The sequence below is a fragment of the Maribellus maritimus genome, from assembly GCF_022267315.1.
Classification (GTDB): domain Bacteria; phylum Bacteroidota; class Bacteroidia; order Bacteroidales; family Prolixibacteraceae; genus Draconibacterium; species Draconibacterium maritimum.
This window is the reverse complement of the sequence record NZ_JAIKLE010000020.1, coordinates 98,469-117,023: the sequence shown is the minus strand read 5'-3', so window position 1 is coordinate 117,023 and position 18,555 is coordinate 98,469. Positions and strand designations below refer to the sequence as shown.

Sequence of the window (18,555 nt, the reverse complement as noted above, 5' to 3'; positions counted from 1 at the left end):
ATATGAAACTAGTGATGATGATTTTGTGGTTGGCCGGGATTCCGTTTTATTTTTTTTCTTCGGAAGAAAATTTTTCCGGAACAACAAATAATTGGGACAGCAATTTAAACACCGCTGCCAGTACAAATTATCTATCACCTCTCGAAAAAGAAATCATATTTGAAATTAACAAGCTTCGTTCAAATCCGGCAAAATATGCCAACGATTATATCGCTCCATTATCAAAAAATTATCAGCGAAATATGTTGTATTATCCGGGAGATAAGCCTTTGCTTACAAGAGAAGGTGTTCGTGCATTAAACGAATGTGTTCGTGATTTAAGAAAACAAGGACCGCTTTCTTTGGTGTATCCGAGCCGAGGTCTAACAAAAGCGGCAGACGATCATGTAAAAGATCAGTCTCGTACCGGAAGAACCGGCCACAGTGGAAGTGATCGTTCAAATGCAAAAACAAGAATTGAACGTTACGGCCAGTGGAAAGTACGAATTGCTGAAAATATTGCATATGGTGGAATCACCGCACAACAGATCGTTATCTACCTTTTAATCGACGACGGAGTGTATGATCGCGGACACCGGAAAACCTTTCTTCATCCTGATTTTAATGAAGTCGGCGTGGCTACCGGCAATCATCCGGAATACGGAATAATGAGTGTAATGGATTTTGCAGGAGCTTTTGTTGAGAAATAATATAAAATCAACGTGACATAAGTTAAAAGGCAGATGCCGTTGAACGAAACGGGCAAAAAATAAAAAATGAAAACCAGGATTCAAATTTTGTTCATCATTCTTTTATTCCCTTTTGTATCAGGTGCTCAACTTCAAAATATTACATTAAACGGTTATGTAAAAGATCTTTTTATGTTTTACAAACCGGAGATACAAATTCCGGGAATTGAAGCTGAACATCTTTCAACAAACATTATTCACAACCGCCTAAATTTCAGGTGGTATGCCAATAACGAGCTTACCTTTACAATTGAGGCCAGAAACCGGGTATTTTTTGGGCAAATGATTCGGGAGTTTCCGGTTTATCAGACAAGCATTGATGTCGATCGCGGGTATTTTGACTTGTCGGAAGTAATTGCCTCAGGCGATGGTTGGTTTATACACTCAATTATCGACCGCGCGTGGCTCAATTACTCGTCGGGAAACTGGAGTATCACTGCCGGCAGACAGCGTATAAACTGGGGGGTAAATCTTGTATGGAATCCAAATGATATTTTTAACTCTTTCTCCTATTTCGATTTTGACTATGAAGAACGTCCCGGTACCGACGCAGTAAAAATACAATACTATACAGGGGTTACCTCTTCAGCCGAACTGGTGTATAAAATTGGTAAAAACACCGATGAAACATCAATAGCCGGTATGTATCGATTTTCAAAATTCAGCTACGACTTCCAGTTTCTGGGTGCCTGGGCTGGAAAAGATTTTGTAATTGGCGGAGGCTGGGCAGGCAATATTAAAGGCGGAGGTTTTCGCGGTGAAGCATCATGGTTTATTCCCCGAACAAACGACAACGGAAGCGAAGAAGCTTTTGTAGCATCAGTTTCAGGAGACTACACCATGAAAAACAGTTTGTACCTCCACACCGGAATTCTCTTTAGCAGCAACGGTACAACAGGCAAGGCCGGAGGACGCGAAATTTTCGATCTCAATCTATCCGCAAAAATGTTGTCACTGGCCAAATACAATATTTTTGCACAGATGTCCTATCCGATAACTCCGTTATTTTCTGCCAATTTATCGGGAATGCTAAATCCTTCTGACGGGTCTTCTTATATTAGTCCTTCGTTAACTTATTCCCTGGCAAACAATTGGGAGTTTATGCTAACAAGTCAGTTATTTACAGGCGATTCTGACACTGAATACGGCGATTACGGAAAATTTATTTTTGCCCGGTTAAAGTGGGCTTTTTAACTCAATTTCCTTTTTTGAAACTTCTGCCTGTGCAAAAAACAAAAAATATGTTCTTTCATTCAATTTCGGCATCCTATTGTTTTACTTTTTAAAAAAAAGATCATTAATTTGAACCCAACAAAATAAAAAATAATTTATGCGGGTTTTTGAATAATGAAGAATACGTACAATGATTTAATTGAGCAATCCTACTACTTCCCACAGGAAGGCTTTGACCTTCAGGATGGCTATCTGACTTTTTATGGTGTTTCGCTAAAGTATCTAATCCAGAAATATGGTACTCCGTTCAGGCTGATGTATCTGCCGCGTATCGGGGATCAGATAAAAAAGGCCAGGAACCTGTTCCGAAGGGCGATAAAGGCTGAAAACTACCAGGGAACATACAATTATTGTTACTGTACCAAAACCTGTCACTTCCACCATGTAATAAGTAAAGCGCTGCAATACGATGTCAATCTTGAAACCTCATCGTCGTTTGATATTGATTTAATTATTAATCTTTTTAAAAAAGGTGAGCTCGAAAATACGGTAAAACTGGTTCATAACGGTTATAAAACCGATGAATACATCCGCAAAATAATATCCCTGCAGGATATGGGTTTTTCCGATTCGACAATCATTCTCGACAATAAAAACGAGCTAAAGAAAATTCTTTCGATGGCAGGAAAGAAAAAAATCAAAATCGGAATCCGTAAAGCCATCGATGAAGAGCCACAAAGCGCTTATTATACATCGCGACTTGGAATAAGAGCATCCGATATTCTTGAATTTTACCGGAACCAGATAAAAGACAAGGAAAATGTAGAATTAACCATGCTCCATTTTTTTGTTGATTCAGGAATTAAAGACACACTATATTATTGGGGCGAATTCCAGAAGTCGATGAAAACCTATATTGAGTTAAAAAAAGAATGTCCCACATTGGTCAACATCAATTTAGGTGGTGGTTTCCCTATCCGTAATCACCTGGGGTTTGAATACGATTACGAATATATGATTCGTGAAATAGTTAAAAACATAAAGGAAATGTGTAATAATGAAGGCATCAAAGAGCCCGACATTTACACCGAATTTGGGAAATATACTGTTGGTGAAAGTGGTGCTACTATTTTTTCTGTATTGGAACAAAAGCAGCAGAACGACGCTGAACTTTGGTACATTATCGATAACAGTTTGATGAATACTATTCCGGATGCATGGTCAATTTTTGAAAAATTTATTTTACTCCCTGTTAACAAATGGGACAATGAATACACCCGCGTAAACATCGGCGGAATTAGTTGCGATCACTCTGATTATTATAACTCCGAAGATTTAAATCAGCAAATCATGCTGCCCCGGTATTCCGGGCGCGAAAAGGAACCGCTGTATCTTGGATTTTTTCACACGGGTGCTTACCAGGATTCCATAAGCGGTTACGGGGGAATAAAACACTGTTTAATTCCGTCGCCGCAACACGTGATTATCGATCGGGATGAAACCGGTAATTTTGTTGATTACGTATACCGAACAGAACAAACAGTGGATGACATGTTTAATATTTTGGGCTATAATCCATAGTTTTAAAGATAGACTTCTGAAAGAAATAACAAGGCCGGTTGGGAAGATCCAACCGGCCTTCTGTTTGAAGATAAAAAGTTTTAAGGGGGTAGAATACTAAGCTTTGTTTTTGTCGAGCAACAATATCGAGTTTACCAGCACTTCTGTAACATATTGCTTCTCTCCGTTTTTATTGTCATACGAACGGTTGGTAAGTTTCCCCTCAATCGCGATTTCCGAACCTTTTTTCACATAGTTTTCAACGATGTCGGCTTGTTTACCCCATGCGACCAACCTGTGCCAGGTAGTTTCCGATTGTTTGGTTCCGTTTTGGTCCCGATAAATTTCGTTGGTTGCTATAGAAAAATTAGCAACTGTTTTTCCGCTGTCCAACTTTCTTACTTTGGGATCGTCCCCCAGATTACCGATAAGCCTGACGCTGTTTCTTAAGACGTTCATGATTTTAAATTTTAAATGTTATTAAAAACGAAATTGTAGTTCAAAGCTAAAATGGCCTCGTAAGATTATCCGGAATTTAAATGTTTGTATTCGACAATAAACGTTTGCAAGCGGTTACAAACGAATATAACTCTACAAATAAGCTAATTAACTCAAAAAATAATCAAAAAAATATTGAGAATCTCGCGGCCAACCAAAAAAATACGACAGTCGTTTACCGCGTATATTGTGCGGCTTAAAAAAATTAAAGTCTGATTGATTATACCTTTCCCCTGAATGTAAAGAGAAACATGAATGAAATAATAGAGCACAAAAAAAATTATCAAATATCCGGTTCTTCATGCAACAAAAAGGAGTTACAAATAATTTATTACTAAATTAAAACAGAGGGAGTTCTATAAAAACATTAGCCTTTGGGGTTGTTGTTCTTTCAAAATATATTCACTATCTTGAATCTGGTAAACGATAATTATAAGCTCAAACTATTATTCGGTTAATCTTAAAACAATAATAAAATTGCTAAACATTAAGCATATTAACCCCGGAAGGCCCAATTTTATCCTTTTATTATTTTTAACGATACTTCCGTTTGGGTATCTGTCTTCTCAAAATGTGGGCTCTCCTGTTTCTTCTGACAACGTAAGATTGGAACTTGACAAACTTCTTGGAGCTGACCAAAGGCTTATCAGCGGTGATTTTTATGATGGAGCTCCGTTAGGTTCAGTTAACGGGCACCCCTACTTTTTTGATGAGATGTGGAACGAGGGAAGTGTAGTAATCGGAAGTATAAAATACGAAGACCTAATTCTAAAATTTGATATTGCTGCAAATAGTGTGGTTCTTAAAACATATGCATTGAAAGACAATGTAATTCAGCTCTGTTTAAAGAAAGAAAAAATCAGTGAATTCACTATGAACAAAGTAAAATTCACCAGATTTCCGGATAAGGGTATCAATAACAAAATCATTTTCGCACAGTTATGCGAAGAAGGAAGTGTTGATTTTCTGCTTGTAAGAAGTAAAGAGTTGGTTCTTTCCGAGGGAGGTACTACCGACTTCAAATACAAAGAGTACTATCACAACTACCTTAGATATAACGGACAGATATTAAAATTCAAAAGCAAAAAAACACTCTTTAATTTATTCCCTGAATATAAAACCGAGTTGAAAAGATACCTATCTCAACATAATCTTTCTACCAAAAGGAAAGAAACAACCAACAGGGCAAAACTGGTAAATTACTGTAACTCATTGTTAAGTAGCCCTAAATGAAAAAAATCTTTACAATATCATCGATTTTTATTATTCTGAATTTAAGCATTCATGCCCAGGAATTTCGTCCTGTTTATATAAATAAAAGTTTTAAGGACACAAAATTTGAAGAGTTTGTCAAAACGATTAAGCAACAATATGGGATAGAAATATTTTATAAACCCCAATGGATTGAAAACCTAAGAATAAATACTACCTCCGACTCATTAACCCTGTCAGCAATCCTTTCCTCAGCGTTAAAACCATCGGGTATTAATTTCATTCGGAGAGGAGAAAAACAATTTTTTCTAACAGGAACAAGTGATTTAACTGGCAGCAGCTTAAAAAAAAATAAAGAAAAAATACCTGCAGAGGATGATAACAATGACAAATCCGTTGCGGAGAAGTATTTTAAAAAATCGTCCTATGAAAAAACGATAAGTAAAGTAATAATCGGCAACCGTAAAAAAGGCCCGGGCTCAACGCTGAGTGTTCTCTCTGGGCGGATTTCGTCTCGAAAATCAGGAGAACCGGTAATAGGAGCCACAGTAATCGTTGATGGTACAACTACCGGAGCAATCACCGATGGCAGCGGTTCTTATTCCTTTTCTGTAGAAACTGGTTCAAACTTTAAACTCAACGTATCCTGTATGGGTATGGTTTCAGCATCCTTTTATATTGAAATGCTGAGCTCCGGAATATTTAATATTGAAATGACTGAAAAGCTCATAGACATTCAGGAAGTTGTAGTCAAATCCGACAAACACGATAACATACAGGGATTACAAATGGGATTCCAACGGGTTGATATGAAAGAAATTAAATCAATACCGGTAGTACTGGGAGAAAGAGACATCCTGAAAATTGCCAATATGATGCCCGGAGTTCAAACCGTCGGTGAAGGTTCAGTTGGTTTTAATGTAAGGGGTTCTTCCGCAGATCAAAACCTTTTTCTGATTAATGAAGTGCCAGTGCTCAACACAGGACATTTGTTTGGATTCTTTTCGGCTTTCAACCCCGATATGATTAGCGATTTCAATCTATATAAAAGTAATTTTCCTGTTGAATACGGTGGCAGGCTGGCTTCTGTTTTTGAGATATCAACAAGAAAAGGCAACAAAAAGGAATTTGGTGCGCGTGGAGGCATTGGCCCGGTAACAGGCACTTTACTTATTGAAACACCTATCGTAAAAGACAAGGCTTCGGTAATTGTGGGGGGCAGAACAACCTACTCTGACTGGATATTAAAAAAGATTGACGACCCTGATATCAGCAATAGTGATGCCAGCTTCTACGACCTTATGGCAGGAGTACATGTTCTGAACAATGAGCGCTCATCGTTGCAGCTTTTTTCCTACTACAGCAGAGACAAATTTACGCTGGCTCAAACCAATGATTACGAATATGAAAACCTTGGAGCATCTCTTATTTACGACAGAAATCTGAACAATAAATGGAAAGTAAAAATCGCTGCGGTATTTAGCGATTATACGAATTATCACACCAACAGGGAGCAGGCATCCACGGCATTTGAACGCCGATTTGATGTAAAGTCGCAGGAACTTAAGTTTAACTTTTCAGGTTACCACTGGTTAAAACACAGGTTTGATTTTGGGGCCAACGCAATTCTCCATAATCTGGACCAGGGCAGCTATGCTCCATTTGGAGAAGAATCACTTTTTGCAACAAACGATTTTGGGAAAGAGAATGGACTTGAATATGCTTTTTTTGCATCAGATGAGTATTCTGTCACCGATAAGTTTACTATTTATCTGGGATTAAGGTACAGTCTGTTTAACTACCTTGGCCCTAACACGATATACAGTTATGCAGAAAACCAACCCTTTGAAAAAGAAAATATTGTCGATACTTTAACCTACAGCAGTGGAAAAAGCATCGGTAAATATTCCGGTCCTGAATACCGAATCTCCTTTAATTATGAGCTGAACAGCGATATGTCGCTTAAATTCAGTTACAACAGGATGCGACAGTATCTTTTTATGCTGTCAAATACAGTTTCCATTGCACCTACCGACAGATGGAAATTAACTGATCCCTATATAAAACCACCAGTCTCTGATCAGGTAAGCCTCGGACTTTATAAAAACTTCAACAATGCTTCTCTTGAAACTTCTGCTGAAATCTATTCAAAAAAAGGATATAATATCGTTGAATATAAAGATGGAGCTGACCTGACAAGCAGTCCTGATTTTGAAACGCTTGTTCTGCAGGGAGAACAGGATTCGTACGGTGCTGAATTTATGATAAAAAGAAATTCCGGCCGGTTCACGGGATGGATAAGCTATACGTGGTCGCGCACGAAAATCAAAATAGACGGTAATGAAACCTGGCAAAAAATAAACAATGGTATTACCTATCCGGCGAACTATGACAAACCCCATTCATTCAATTTTGTCGGCAATATAAAAATCTCGCGAAGGCTAAACTTTGCATCTAATATCGTATTTAATTCAGGGAGGCCAGTTACCTACCCAACAGGAATTTTCTATGTTGGCGGGAACCAGGTTATCAGCTACTCCAACAGAAACGAGTACCGTATCCCTGACTATTTCAGAATAGATCTTTCAGTGAATGTGGAGGGAAACCTCCTGAAAAAAAAGTTTGCTCACAGTTCCTGGGCTTTCTCTGTCTATAATTTAACCGGGAGAAAAAATGCTTACTCTGTTTACTTTAAAAATGAAAACGGAAAGATTAAGGGCTATAAACAATCAATTTACGGAGTTCCCATTTTTACGGTTAGTTATAATTTTAAATTAGGTAATTATGCTGTTAAATAGAAAAATATTGGGGGCCATACTAGTATTACCCTTGCTTCAGTCTTGTATTGAACCTTTCACACCAAAAACGGTAAAATATGATTACAGCATTTTTGTTGAAGCTTTGGTTACTGATGAAGCCGGGATACTTCCGGAAGTAAGAATCTCAACAACAATTCCCCTGACAAACTCCGAAGAAAATTCGATTCCTGAAGAACCGGGGCCCGTAAATAATGCAGAGATACTTCTTCTGTGCGACGACGGATCGGAATATACTTATGATTCGCCGGAAAGCTTTGCCTCAAAATCCATATATACCTTATCAGATTCCAATTTTAGAGCAGAACCGGGAAAATCATATAAGATTGTTATCCACCTTGACGGAGAAGTACTCGAGTCTGACTATGAAATTCTTAGAGAATCATCTCCCATTGATAGCCTGGGTTATACAGTAAAAACTGAAAAACTTGAAGAAGACGGGGAAACTGCACAGGGATATCAGTTTCAGGTAAATAACCACAATGACACCCCCGGGCCTTCCTACTACAGATGGATTCCAGACGCAACTTATTCCTATACCGTTCCCTACATAAGCACTTACCGGTGGAACGCTGTCATACAAAGATTAATTCCATATACGTCTGACGGAGCAAGAGAGTGCTGGAAAAACAAAAATATTAATGGAATTTATGTTGCTTCTACGGAAGGGCTATCTGAGAATTCGATCATCGGGGCTCCTCTCAATTTTGAGTCACAATATGGAGATGAACTTGCCGCCCTTTACAGTCTTCATGTAAGACAATTTGTGATTTCCGGGGAAAATTACAAGTTCTGGAATGAAATAAACAAAATGGTTTACGAAACTGGTGGTTTATTTGAAAGACAACCCTATAAAATTACAGGTAATATAACGTGTACCAGTAATCCTGATCTTGGTGTGACAGGAATTTTCGAGGTAGCAGGAGTAAGTGAATACAGGGAATTCTTTGCAACCCCGGCTGAGTTCCCTGTAAGCGGTACCACATGTGATCTTATCGAGGTGGATGTTCTTGATTATCCACTGAGTAAATTGCCCGACGGGGTTTATATTATTTATTATGAAGATACGAACCAAAAAATGACCTCATTCTCCGGTTGTTTTGAATGTAATGAACGGGGTGGCTCAAGTGTAAAGCCGGCATTCTGGGAAGACAATTAATAAGCTATTAATGAAAAAAAATATATTCATAATCATATCTTCGTTTCTGCTTATTCTTTTTAACCAGGTTACAAATGCTCAAATCCTACTTAAGGAAACTGCCTGGCTACAAACCAATAGAGACATTTATCTTTCCGGGGAAGACCTGTATTTTAAAGTCAACCTGTTGGAAAATGATACCTACCATCCATCAGCATTAAGCAAAAACATCAGATTAGAACTTACAGACGTAACTGGAAATAGTATTATCAGAAAAAACTTTGAGCTTGAAAATTCAGAAATCTTTGATAAATTTTTATTACCGGGAAATATAAAAACAGGGAAATATTATTTGAGAGCCTATTCAAACTGGATGAGAAATTTTTCGGAGGATGGTTTCTCGGAACTGGAACTCAGGGTACTAAACGTTAAAGATGCTAATCAAGACTCACTTCTGTTAAAAAACAACAGTGTAAACATCAGAATTTTTCCATATTCTAATCCGGATGATATACAACAGCCAAAATGTAGTATTTTTTCATCGAATAAGTATGGTAAAGGAATGGAAAGTGAAGGTTTTATTTTAAGTGGACAGGGCGACACCGTGCTTACGTTCCACAGCAACAAAACCGGTTGGGCTTCCTCATATTACAAAGCGGCAGACAAATCCAAATATCAGGTTTTTGTAAAAGGGTTTCAAAAAGATAACGTCAGTTTTGAGGTAAATACAATTCATAACCCAGATGATCAAATCAGCTCCTCTGTCATTAAAGAAAATGAGAATCTGAGTGTTAACATCAAGGGAGTTCATACCGGCAATAATTATAAGCTACTTCTTCACAGAACATATTCCTGGTCGTGGTTCCATACCACTGTTGCTGAAAATAATTCCATCATTTTTCATATTCCTTTAAAAGACATCCCCGTGGGTCTGTCACAAATAACTGTTCTAGATGAAGAAAACAAAATTATCTTCAAACAGTTATGGTCTGACTATGGAGAAAACGTTTCAGACATAAAAATTGAAATGGACACTTCAAACATTACAACAGACTCTTACACTGATTTGAACTACTATTCAGAGAGGACTTCTTTTAATATGAACAATCCAGAAAGCCTGCAAATCTTAGCAGGTAGATTTTTCCCGGAAAGTAAAATGCAACTATATTTACCAGGACTACCCGGCTGGTTAGCAAATTATAAAATTCCTTCAGACAAAAACGGGTTTGACGGATGGATAAATGCCAACTTGTACCCGGATGAAATCGTAAATTCTTTTTTCATTTCCGACAAAAAATTTCCAACATTACCTAATTTAAAAAACACACCTCATTTTATTCGCCACTATCCTGAAACAAGAGGAGGTATCCTCAGCGGAAGGATATACAATAAAATAACTGGCCAAGCCGTGTCAAATGTAAACATTGCCTTAACGGTTTTGAATGATAATGGCTTTTATGCCACAAAAACAGATCCAGGCGGCAAGTTCGTGTTTACTTTTCCCAGCCAAAACTTTTCAAAAGACTATGTCCTGAATTATATAGACAAATACGATTCACTTTGGCAACTTGATATAATACCGGATTATGAAGCATCAAAACCCAAAAAGCTTAGCAAAGTTGCGTTTACAGCTAAAGAACTTGAATTCCTTAAATCACAAATCCTGACCGTTCAGCTGCGTAACCTTTATTTCACCAATACAGAAAACACGAGTGCTATTAAAAACGACACGACTAAAACAGAAGAAATGTTTTATGGTAAACCGGAAATTAAAGTTGAAGTTTCTGATTACATCCATCTTGCAAATGCCAGGGAATTAATTTTTGAAGTGGTTCCTTTTGTAGCCGTTCGCCGACAAAACGAAAAGGATGTTCTTGTTGTAGCCGGCGACAATCTGTTTTCCAGTAAGTATCCAACTCTTATTTTATTTGATGGTATTCCTATTTATGATTATCAGAAACTACTGGAACTTCCAACTGAAAGAATCAAAACTATTGAAGCCAAAACCAATTTTTATATTCATGAGAATGCTATTTTCGAGGGAATAATTAACATCCGTTCGGTAAAAAATGATTTAGGCGGATTGAATTTTCCGAAAACTGCCATCCTGTCGACAATCCATCTCCCGGACAAAGCAAATAATCAATCGGTAAAAGCTCAAAAATCAGAATTAGAGGGACTACCTAACCTTGATGATATTCTTGTATGGAAAGACCTGAAAAAAGCGCCGAAGGAAAAGGAGAATATTTACTTTAACAGCAACCCGGGAAAATATAGTCTTTTGATATATGGCTACAGTAAGGACGGCAAATGGAACTCAGGCAGCCTTATTCTAAATATACGATAAGCCAATAATATTTGTAATCAGTCAGAATTTAAACGGCTATGTTCTGTTTCAAACGATTACAAACGGATATATTTTTGTATATTAGAAACTTAATCAAGCGACTTTGAAATAAAATTGAGGTCTTCAGAAGCAAATCTGAGCCAAAATAAACAGAGTTTGGCAAATTTGATTTAGGAGAAAAACAAAGTACTACGGATGGAAAAGAATTTGGAATTAAACATTACCTGATTTTTGAAATGAAATTTGAATGAATTTCAAAAATTGCCATTCGGCATCAGCAATATAGCGGAATGTTGTATTTGAATTTGACACCGGGAGAAAAACGAAACCGATACCGAAACAAAAAAAAAAGTTATGGAAGAGCGAAAATGTTTTGAATGCGGTGAACCTTTACGAGGCCGCGCCGATCAGAAATTTTGTAACGACCTGTGCCGAAATGCATACAACAACAAAAAGTTAGGGAAATCTTCCAAATACATTCGAAAAATTAACCGCATTTTACGAACCAACCATTCCATTCTAAAAGATCTGAATACGGAAAACAAAACCACTATTCCGTCAAAAAAACTTGAAAAGGAAAACTTCAATTTCAACTACCACACACATTATTACAAAACGCGCAACGGAAAGGTCTATTTTTTTTGTTACGATCAGGGATACCTAAAACTGGACAGTAATCGATATCTTTTGGTAAAAAAAGAAGATATCTGAAAAAACTTAAACACTTTATAATAAATCCTTTGTTTCATAACCTTCCTCTATTATTTTTACGCTGAAATCGTAAAACATAAACCAACTTTTTTAAAATGTACAAGTCAATCTTTCTCAATTATAAAAAAAATGTATTTTTTCTCTTTTTTTCCATTTCAGTAATTTTTAGTCAGGCGCAGAAAAAACCCGTAGATCTGGTCTATCCGCATCTCGATGCTGCCAACTCACGTTGGTTCTTCTTTTCTTCGGCCTGTCGTCCTTTCGGATTGGTAAACTTAAGTCCCGACAACGAACTGGGCGGTGCCTGGGGAAGCGGATACCGTTATAATACAAATGAAATCAAGGGATTTAGTCACGTTCATGCCTGGCAGCTCTCGGCTGTTTCTGTATTGCCGGTAAACGGCACAGCGCAAGATTTAAAAAATGACTATTTTTCTGCTTTTTCTCATGAAAAAGAAGTGGTTGCACCAGGCTATCATAAAGTTGAACTCGACAGATATCGAATCAAAGCGGAGCTCACATCAACCACTCGGGTTGGATTTCATAAATACACTTTTGAAAATCACGATCAAAAAGGAATTATTATAAAACTTACCGGTCCGAACGGCCCGTGTGATTTAACCGAAGGAAAAATTGAAAAAGTAAACAATCGTGAATTTTCGGGTTATGTGGTGAATGACGCTACCCGCCGGAGACCCAACCCTACTCCTGTTTTCTTTTATATCGAGTTGGACACCAAGGTAAAAAACCTGATTACCTGGGATGGTACCAATATAAATGAAAACAGCAAAGGAGTTGAAGGAGCAGCAACAGGCGCTTTACTTACTTTTGAAAACAAAACAAACAGGCCTGTTTTAATGAAAGTTGGAATCTCGTATACCAGTGCCGAAGAAGCCAAAAAAAATATTCAGGCTGAGTTAAAACACTGGGATTTTGAGCAGGTTGTTGCAGAATCAAAAGAAGAATGGAATAGCCGGCTGAGTAAGATAGAAGTAAGCGGTGGAACCCAAAACGATAGAGTAAGATTTTACACCGATTTGTGGCATGGATTACAAGGCCGGCGTATTATCAGCGATGCCAGCGGCACTTACTCTGACTTTACTGGTCCGGAAAGAAAAATCAAGCAAATTCCACGTGATAAAAACGGAACACCAAAATTTAACCATCATAACTTTGATGGGTTTTGGGGAGCACAATGGACAATAAATACACTTTGGCCGTTGGTTTACCCCAAAGTTGCCGCCGATTTCTGCAACTCAATGTTGTTGTATTACAACGATGGTGGATTAATCCCACGTGGTCCATCCGGTGGAAACTATACCTATGTAATGGTTGGTGCATCTACAACGCCATTTGTTGTAAGTACATGGATGAAAGGAATTCACGATTTTGACATCAATCTGGCTTACGAAGGATTGAAAAAAAATCATATGCCAGGAGGAATTATGGGAAAAGCCGGTTATGAACATAATACATCGGAAGGCGGTGGAATCGAAGAATACATAGAGAAAGGTTATGTTCCCTTTCCACGCAAACCTCACATTGAGGGTTTTCATAAGGACGGAGCCGGCATGACAATGGAATATGCTTTTCAGGACTGGACCCTGGCACAACTGGCAAAAAAGTTGGGGAAAACAGAAGATTACAAAACTTTTTTAAAACGCTCAGGCAACTGGAAAAATTTATTTGATACAAGTTACGGTTTTATTCGCCCTAAAGGTATTGACGGAAGCTGGAAGACACCTTACGACCCTTATCAGTATCAAAACGACGGATTTGTAGAATCGAACGCTGCCCAGATGACCTGGTATGTACCACAGGATTATAATGGGCTGGCCGAACTGATGGGAGGAGAAGAAGCAATGGCAAATAAACTGAACAACGAATTTACAATCGCTCAGGCGCATGGGTTTACTTCGGGAAAAAAACACGCTGACGAAACGCAGGAACAGGCCCGGCGTATTCCGATAAATTATGGTAACCAGCCATCAATGCAAACTGCTTTTATTTTTAATACAATCGGCGCTCCCTGGCTTACTCAAAAATGGAGTCGTGCAGTAATCGATTCTGTTTACACTGGCGTTTCGCCATTTGTTGGCTACAACGGCGATGAAGACCAGGGATTAATGGGCACACTTGCCGTTTTGATGAAAATTGGATTGTTTCAACTTGATGGCGGTACAACTGAAGATCCGGTTTATTTAATTGGAAGCCCTGTTTTTGACGAAATAAATATTTCACTCGACAATCAGTATCACCAGGGAAAAAACTTCAAAATATCAACCGAAAACAATAGCAAGGAAAATATTTATGTGCAGTCAGTTACATTAAACGGAAAACAAATGAATCGTATGTATCTTCTCCACAGTGAAATTACCAAAGGAGGGGAACTTCATCTGCTAATGGGACCGGAGCCTAACAAAGAGTTGAAGTAACATATTTGCTCTTTATTACATCCCGTTGTACCTTTTTTAAAAAAAATCAGGAGTGTACTAAACCCATTATTAATTTATAGATTCCTTTTTGTAATTTTTTATCCTTTTCCAGAAGAATATCTTTTTGAGTCAGTTATTTTAGCACAACCATATAATTTTGAAACCAGCAAATGAATAAAATCAGGGAGCAAAAAATAACTTTTTTTCAATCGTTACTGCCTGTAGCCTTTCTTTTTCTGCTGATTATTTACGGACTTATTTTGCGACCTGTATTTTTAAAACAGGAAGCGCTCCCACTTGAAATTGTTTTTTTAAGTGCTTCAATTTTCGCAGTAACACAGCTCCGGTTTCTTGGCTTTGCATGGGAAGAAATTCAAACAAGTATTATTCAAAAACTAACCAAAGCCCTTCCCACCCTTTTTATTTTATTTGCAATCGGGCTGATTATTGGCAGTTGGATTGTTTGCGGCACCATTCCTATGCTTGTGTATTACGGAATCAAAATCATCAACATCCGTTACATTTACGTTTTGGCGTTTCTTGTGCCGGTAATTTTCTCAACCGTTACCGGAACATCGTGGGGTTCCATTGGCACCATTGGAGTGGTCGTAATGGGGATTGCCCTGACCGTAAATGCACATTTGGGAATTACCGCCGGAGCCATCATCGGCGGAGCATACTTTGGCGATAAAATGTCACCTCTTTCCGATACGACCAATATTGCAGCTTTAGCCGTTGAAGTAAAACTCTACGACCACATTCATTCCATGATGTTTACAACCTTCCCTTCAGCCATTATTGCAATCTCAAGCTTTTTTGTAATGGGATTTATTTTCCCGGCGGAGAATCTTTCGGGGACTACCGAACAAGTTGAAGTTACTTTAAATTCCATTGCGTCTATGTTCAGTTTTTCATGGCTCCTGCTAATTCCGCCAGTTATCATTTTATATGGGTCAGTCCGCAAAAAACCAACAATTCCGGTTTTGCTAACATCAACGGTAACAGCGGTGATCCTCGCATTTATCTTTCAAAATTTTCGTTTTTCAGACGTGATTCAGGTTATTTACAAAGGTTTTGATACAAAAATGGCTTTCTGGGTAATTAATGTTCCGGAAAACATCAATCAGCTTTTTAACCGCGGGGGTTTATATGAACTTAGTGAGCCGATAATTATTTCGATACTGGTTTTTCTATACATCGGAACCATCGATAAAATAAATGCTATGACAACCATAGTGGAACGGATTTTTCGTTTTGCAAAAAAAAGAAGTACAGTGATTGTCACTTCCCTCCTTTCATCAGCAATCACAAATGCAATGACCTCCAACCAGTATGCAACCAGTTTTGTTGTTGGCGATGCATTTATAAGCAAATACGACCGTTTAAAAATCCCACGGAAAGTTTTGTCAAGGTCGCTCGAAGATTATGGCACTATGATAGAAAGCCTTGTTCCGTGGACCACCACTTCTGTTTTTATTGTTGCCACACTTGGAATATCATACGCCGAATACTGGCACTGGCAAATACTTTCGCTGACAAATATTATTGTTGCGCCCGTTTTGGCATTGGCTGGTATTGGATGCTTTTACCATAAAAAGAAAACTAAAAATGAATAAAAATTGGAAGCCGGAGACCATGATCTCGCATTTTGCCGAAGACCGACAAAAATATGAAGGAGCTGTTGTTCCCCCCATTTTTCAAAATACCCTTTTTACATTCGAAAACTGGGAAGCTATAGATGCAGCTTTTGATGACCGCATCAATACCGCCATTTATTCACGGGGCAAAAATCCGGGAGTAGATATTGTAGAAAAAAAATTGGCCCAATTTGCCGGAGGCGAAAAAGCACGTCTTTTTGCTTCGGGGATGGCAGCAATTACCGCCGCGGTTATGCATTGTATTAGTGCCGGCGATCATATCATTGCCATTAAAAATATTTATGGGCCTGCCAACAATTTAATTTCAGTTTATTTAAAAAAGAAAATGGGGGTTGAAACCACTTTTGTTTCGGGTAATGATGTCGAAGAATTCAGAAATGCCATAAAACCGAATACAAAACTGATTTACCTGGAAAGTCCCTCTTCTGCAATTTTCAGCATTCAGGATATAAAAAGTATTTGTATTCTGGCTAAATCAAGGGATATTAAAACAATTATCGACAACACCTGGGCAAGCCCTGTCTTTCAGAAACCGCTCGAAATGGGTGTCGATTTGGAAATTCACTCCTGCTCAAAATATATTGGCGGACATTCCGATGTTGTTGCCGGGTTGATAGTTGGCAGCGCCAAAGAAATAGATAGTATTATTGTAAATGAATTTGAATTACTGGGTGGGAAAATTGCCCCGATAGAGGCGTGGCTGCTTATGCGCAGCTTGCGGACACTCCCCTTACGAATGAAAGCACACCAGGAAAATGCCATAAAAGTTGCTGAATTTCTGGAAACACACGCCAAAGTAGCTGTGGTAAATTATCCGGGATTACAAAGTTTTCCGCAACACCAATTAGCAAAAAAACAAATGTCAGGCTATAGCGGACTGATGTCTTTCAAACTAAAAACCTCTGATTTATTGCAGATAAAAACCTTTTTCAACAGCCTGCAGATTTTTAAAATTGGTGTTAGCTGGGGAGGCCACGAGAGTTTGATTTATGCCCCGGCCATCAGTTACCTCAAAGAACTAAGTCCTGAACAATTCGACAGGCTTGGAATTTCGCTGGGCGATATGCGCATATCTGTCGGATTGGAAAATGCAGATGATCTTATCGAGGATTTAAGTCTGGCACTAAACACTATAAAATAACAGGAATGAATTCTTTCTATTTTGAAAAAATAAAACGCGTACAAACACTGGCTGAGATTGGCCTTGAATTTTCAGAAAATACTTTTGACCGGGAACGCTATGAAGAACTCAGACTGATCAGTCTGGAAATGCTCGAAAAAATGACAGACACACCAATCGAAAAAATTATTCCGGTAATTGAAGAAAAAGACGGTTACAAAACTCCAAAGATTGATGTCAGAGCTGTTGTTTTTAATGAGACCGGTAAGATTTTACTGGTTCAGGAAAAAGCTGACAACTGCTGGGCCATGCCAGGTGGATGGTCTGATATAAGTTACAGCCCAAAAGAAGTAGCTGAAAAGGAGTGTATGGAAGAGGCCGGATTAGCTGTAAAAGCGACGAGGTTACTTGCCGTAATCGACAAACAAAAACAAGGAATGCCTCCCGCTTTTGAATATGTTTATAAAATATTTCTTCTGTGCGAAAAGCTTGGCGATAATATTTCAACGGGTTCCGAGACACAGGATGTGGGATGGTTTGCAGAAAACGAACTCCCTGAACTTTCAAATCCGCGAAATAATATCACCATTTTAAAAATGATGTTTGAATTCTACAAAGGAGAAAGAATCGAAGCATACTTCGACTAAGCATTTGAAACACAACGATTACATTTCAGCTAATTTTTTCAAATCGTTTTAAAATAAAAATACTTATTCCTATCTTCAAACCATTAAGTTAAATTTAATTTCAAACTAAACTATTAAAACATGAAAAAGTTACTCATTTTCACACTACTTGTTGCATTTGCTGCGACACTAAATGCGGCTACACAAACCAGGAAAAAAGACATTCTTGGAAAATGGAAATATGAAGTTGCCTCAGCACCATACGGATACGAAAAAGGAACACTTGTTTTCTCTGAAAAAGAAGGAGAGTTGGCCGGAGAAGTACAATTTATTGATGGTTCGAAAGCCCAAATGACAAAAATTTCTTTTGAAGACGAAACATTAAAATGCGGACTTTATGTAGAAGGTGGTTACATTGGAATCGAAGCCAAAATCGACGGTAAAAATATGGCTGGCTCTGTCGATACTCCCGATGGAAAAATTGATTTAAAGGCTGAAAAAACAGAATAGAAAAAAGGCTCCGAGTCGGAGCC

At 38.1% G+C, this 18,555-nt stretch carries 14 protein-coding genes; 13 read left to right on the top strand and 1 reads right to left on the bottom strand.

Going from position 1 to position 18,555, the window contains the following annotated elements; translation table 11 throughout:
* The first annotated feature begins 2 nt into the window (after nt 1-2).
* The 3 genes from K5G00_RS17795 (at nt 3) to K5G00_RS17785 (ending at nt 3,482) form a co-directional block, all read left to right on the top strand.
* Entirely contained in the window at nt 3-689 is a 687-nt protein-coding gene (locus K5G00_RS17795; RefSeq protein WP_238767536.1) for a CAP domain-containing protein, read from the top strand.
* A 66-nt stretch (nt 690-755) separates the two neighbouring features.
* Entirely contained in the window at nt 756-1,922 is a 1,167-nt protein-coding gene (locus K5G00_RS17790) for a hypothetical protein (RefSeq protein ID WP_238767535.1), read from the top strand.
* 153 nt (nt 1,923-2,075) lie between these two features.
* Nucleotides 2,076-3,482 carry a type III PLP-dependent enzyme domain-containing protein gene (locus tag K5G00_RS17785; RefSeq protein WP_238767534.1) on the top strand — a complete coding sequence of 469 codons (1,407 nt, stop codon included), beginning with the start codon at nt 2,076-2,078 and terminating at the stop codon, nt 3,480-3,482.
* A gap of 96 nt (nt 3,483-3,578) precedes the next feature.
* Here the strand turns inward: K5G00_RS17785 and K5G00_RS17780 are convergent, their stop codons facing one another.
* Nucleotides 3,579-3,920, bottom strand: a complete 342-nt coding sequence (locus K5G00_RS17780; protein ID WP_238767533.1) for a single-stranded DNA-binding protein — start codon at nt 3,918-3,920, stop codon at nt 3,579-3,581.
* Between the two features lie 516 nt (nt 3,921-4,436).
* Here K5G00_RS17780 and K5G00_RS17775 point away from each other — a divergent pair.
* The 10 genes from K5G00_RS17775 to K5G00_RS17730 all read left to right on the top strand — a co-directional run bounded on the left by K5G00_RS17775 (nt 4,437) and on the right by K5G00_RS17730 (nt 18,532).
* On the top strand, nt 4,437-5,192 hold the full coding sequence (locus tag K5G00_RS17775) for a hypothetical protein (protein ID WP_238767532.1): 756 nt from the start codon (nt 4,437-4,439) through the stop codon (nt 5,190-5,192).
* Nucleotides 5,189-7,969 carry a TonB-dependent receptor domain-containing protein gene (locus K5G00_RS17770; RefSeq protein ID WP_238767531.1) on the top strand — a complete coding sequence of 927 codons (2,781 nt, stop codon included), beginning with the start codon at nt 5,189-5,191 and terminating at the stop codon, nt 7,967-7,969. The genes K5G00_RS17775 and K5G00_RS17770 overlap by 4 nt, the downstream gene beginning before the upstream one ends.
* Nucleotides 7,956-9,146 carry a DUF4249 domain-containing protein gene (locus tag K5G00_RS17765; RefSeq protein WP_238767530.1) on the top strand — a complete coding sequence of 397 codons (1,191 nt, stop codon included), beginning with the start codon at nt 7,956-7,958 and terminating at the stop codon, nt 9,144-9,146. Before K5G00_RS17770 ends, K5G00_RS17765 begins: the two co-directional genes overlap by 14 nt.
* Before the next feature lie 10 nt (nt 9,147-9,156).
* Complete coding sequence (locus K5G00_RS17760) at nt 9,157-11,472, top strand: carboxypeptidase-like regulatory domain-containing protein (RefSeq protein ID WP_238767529.1); 2,316 nt, start codon at nt 9,157-9,159, stop codon at nt 11,470-11,472.
* A gap of 354 nt (nt 11,473-11,826) precedes the next feature.
* On the top strand, nt 11,827-12,183 hold the full coding sequence (locus K5G00_RS17755) for a hypothetical protein (RefSeq protein WP_238767528.1): 357 nt from the start codon (nt 11,827-11,829) through the stop codon (nt 12,181-12,183).
* A 95-nt stretch (nt 12,184-12,278) separates the two neighbouring features.
* Nucleotides 12,279-14,618: a GH92 family glycosyl hydrolase gene (locus K5G00_RS17750; protein WP_238767527.1), complete on the top strand. Its 2,340-nt coding sequence runs from the start codon at nt 12,279-12,281 to the stop codon at nt 14,616-14,618.
* Nucleotides 14,619-14,788: 170 nt separating this feature from the next.
* Nucleotides 14,789-16,234: a Na+/H+ antiporter NhaC gene (gene nhaC, locus K5G00_RS17745; protein WP_238767526.1), complete on the top strand. Its 1,446-nt coding sequence runs from the start codon at nt 14,789-14,791 to the stop codon at nt 16,232-16,234.
* On the top strand, nt 16,227-17,417 hold the full coding sequence (locus tag K5G00_RS17740) for a trans-sulfuration enzyme family protein (protein ID WP_238767525.1): 1,191 nt from the start codon (nt 16,227-16,229) through the stop codon (nt 17,415-17,417). Before nhaC ends, K5G00_RS17740 begins: the two co-directional genes overlap by 8 nt.
* A gap of 5 nt (nt 17,418-17,422) precedes the next feature.
* Entirely contained in the window at nt 17,423-18,043 is a 621-nt protein-coding gene (locus tag K5G00_RS17735) for an NUDIX hydrolase (RefSeq protein ID WP_238767524.1), read from the top strand.
* A 120-nt stretch (nt 18,044-18,163) separates the two neighbouring features.
* Nucleotides 18,164-18,532 carry a hypothetical protein gene (locus tag K5G00_RS17730; protein WP_238767523.1) on the top strand — a complete coding sequence of 123 codons (369 nt, stop codon included), beginning with the start codon at nt 18,164-18,166 and terminating at the stop codon, nt 18,530-18,532.
* Nucleotides 18,533-18,555 lie beyond the last annotated feature (23 nt).